This window comes from Alcaligenes sp. Marseille-Q7550, assembly GCF_965112015.1.
Genome location: NZ_CBCOPU010000008.1, coordinates 1 through 2,748 on the forward strand (window position 1 = coordinate 1; position 2,748 = coordinate 2,748).

3 protein-coding genes are annotated in these 2,748 nt (G+C 62.2%); all 3 read left to right on the forward strand.

Going from position 1 to position 2,748, the window contains the following annotated elements:
- A partial coding sequence (bamC, locus tag ACWPWO_RS18645) for an outer membrane protein assembly factor BamC (RefSeq protein WP_454007872.1) occupies window positions 1-479 on the forward strand: 479 nt, incomplete at its 5' end.
- A gap of 454 nt (window positions 480-933) precedes the next feature.
- Complete coding sequence (locus ACWPWO_RS18650; protein ID WP_454005135.1) at window positions 934-1,884, forward strand: IS110 family transposase; 951 nt, start codon at window positions 934-936, stop codon at window positions 1,882-1,884.
- Between the two features lie 272 nt (window positions 1,885-2,156).
- A partial coding sequence (locus ACWPWO_RS18655) for a copper ion binding protein (RefSeq protein WP_454007873.1) occupies window positions 2,157-2,748 on the forward strand: 592 nt, incomplete at its 3' end.

Sequence of the window (2,748 nt, forward strand, 5' to 3'; positions counted from 1 at the left end):
GCCTTAACGCCGCCATGCTGGCCCGCATGATGGTGTTCCTGGGGTCGGACATCGATTCCGCCCGCGAGCAGGTCGCCAACGCTTCCAAGGATCCGTCGGCCGCCCAGGTGCAGACGCTGGACGCCGCCGGCCAGGCTGAGCTGTTGCTGAACGAGTCCTTCGACCGGGCATGGCGCCGGGTCGGGGTGGCCATCGATTCGGCCGGCTTCTCCGTCGAGGATCGGGACCGTTCCGCCGGCGAGTTCTTCATCCGCTATCTGGACTCCGATACCGGCGAGAAGATCGAGCAGCAGAACATCATCGGCCGCATCTTCGGCAGCCGCAATACCGCCGAAGCCGTGCCGCTGCGCATCAAGCTGACGGGCCAGGGCAACGCGACGCGCGTGACCGTGCTGGACCAGAATGGCCAGGAGCAGACCACGCCCACGGCCAAGCGCATCATCAACGTGCTCTCGAGCAATATGCGCCCCGGCAATTGAAGCATGTACGCCGGCCGCCAAGGCCGGACGGCAGAACCCTGGCTCCCGTAGCCAGGGTTTTTTTTTTGAGTTCTTCGAAGAATTCCGGGGATTCCTCCGTGTTTGGCGAGCTGTTTGGGCCAAGCAGAAAGAAGCTCGGATTCTCGCAAGGCCGGCCGGGGCGGGCCGGCTTGGCTGGGTCCTTCGCCCGCGCTGCGCGCGGGTTCCCTGGTCAGGATACTGGGGCGGGCGGGGCGCGAACTTGTATGGTTAAGGTGTCGGGGTGGAGGGACACTGTGAACTATCGGCCATCGCCGGACCGACACTGCGAGAACTCTCCTGCCCCACCCATCATCGTCGATAAGGAACTGAGCGGCGCTGTTCCTTGAACCGCGACCGCCGATCTGAACGCAAGTTAACGAGCCCGATGGCGTACACCCCGACATTGTTCATAATGCGCTCAGGAGGTGCTCCCATGCAAACGACTAGGCTTTATATCGGCGCCGATGTCGCCAAGGCTGACGTGGTCATCAGCGTAGCGGGCGAACGGCCCTGCACCATTGCCAACACGGCGGCTGGTATTACGCGCTGGTTAAAGACGGTGCCCGAACAGGCTCAAATTGCGATGGAGTCAACGGGCCGTTATCACGCCTTGCTGGCTCAGTTGGCTCATCTTCATGGCCTGACGGTGTTTATTCTGAACGCTCGCGACGTCTTTTACTATGCGCGGGCCTTGGGCAGCCGGGGCAAGACCGACAGCCTTGATGCCGAGGTGATTGCCCGCTACCTGCAAGAGCATCAATCCAGCTTGCAGGCCTGGCAACCGCTCAGCATCCAACAGCAACAGCTACGCCAGCTGCTGTCTCGTCGCGCTCAAGTCATCGCTCACCAGGGCGCCTTACGTCAGGCGTTTGCGGATGTGGATGTATCGGGTGTGGATATCCACGCGTTGCAGCAGGGGTTTGAGGCTGTTCTGGCTTCAATGGATCGGCCAATACAGCGCTTGATTGCCGGCGATCCACAGCTCGAACAGGGGTATCAACGCTTGCGCAGCGTCACGGGCATTGGCCAGCAGACAGCGTCCGTGTTAACGGAGCTGCTCAATCGTATCCCCTTCGCCAACGCGGATGCCTTGGTGGCGTATAGCGGATTGGATCCCCGACCCAATGACTCCGGGGCCAAACGAGGACGTCGCCGTATCAGCAAGCGTGGGCCAGCCCTGCTGCGCCGACAACTGTACTTGGCAGCGATGTCGGCGTGCCGTAGTACGGCATGTAAACCGCTGTATGAGGCGTATCGAGCTCGAGGCCTGGCGGGCACAGAGTCGATTGTGATTCTGGCGCGCAAGCTGTTGCGCATCGCCTATGCGGTATGGAAAAGCGGACAAGCCTTCGATCCATCCAAGTTATTGCCTAAAACGACTTGACCCAAACCATAGAACCTCGCAGGGCGGCACGCTGAGCCGTGAACAGGTGGCGGCAGAGGTCAGGCAATGGCATGGCAGGCACGACCACTTCGTGGCCTACTAAATCCAGACCTGCCTGGTCCGGCACACGCAGCGCCCAGGAAAGGGGCGCTGTTTTTCTGCTGCACACCCAGTCTGAGAGAAGGCCTCCGGCTTTTTCTCGTAGGTGTTGACCTTCCCATCGGGTCAAGCTCTAAAGTGGAATCATCCAAGACATCTCATAGGTGATTCTCATGACAACAAGCACTTCGGACAACGGCTCGCGCCTGACGCTGGGCGTGGAGGGCATGACGTGCGCCTCCTGCGTCAGCCGGGTGGAGAAGATCATCGCCAAGGTCCCCGGCGTGCGGCAGGCCCAGGTGAACCTGGCCACGCAGAAGGCAACCGTGGATTTCGACGGAGCGCCGCCTGTACAGGAAATCATCCAGGCCGTGGAAAAAGGCGGCTACCACGTGCCTTCCCAGGAAGTGGTTCTGGATGTGCAGGACATGACTTGCGCTTCCTGCGTGGGCCGCGTGGAAAAAGCGCTGCTGAAGGTGCCCGGCGTGCAGGCCGCGACGGTCAACCTGGCCACCGGCAAGGCTCACGTGCAGAGCCTGCAAGGCGTGGCGGCCGGCGCTCTGATCGAGGCCGTGGGCAAGGCGGGCTATCCGGCCAGACAGGCAAGCGCAGCAGCCGCCAACGACCCGGCCGAGCGCGCCCGGCAGGCCTACGACACCATACGCAAGCGCTTCTGGCTGGCGGCTGCGCTGGGCTTGCCCGTATTCATCCTGGAGATGGGCGGGCACATGGTGCCGGCTTTCCACCATTGGGTGGGAGAGGCCA

Coding starts and splice junctions, on each gene's coding strand:
- ACWPWO_RS18650 (WP_454005135.1), top strand. CDS start 934: ATGCAAACGACTAGGCTTTATATCGGCGCCGATGTCGCCAAGGCTGAC.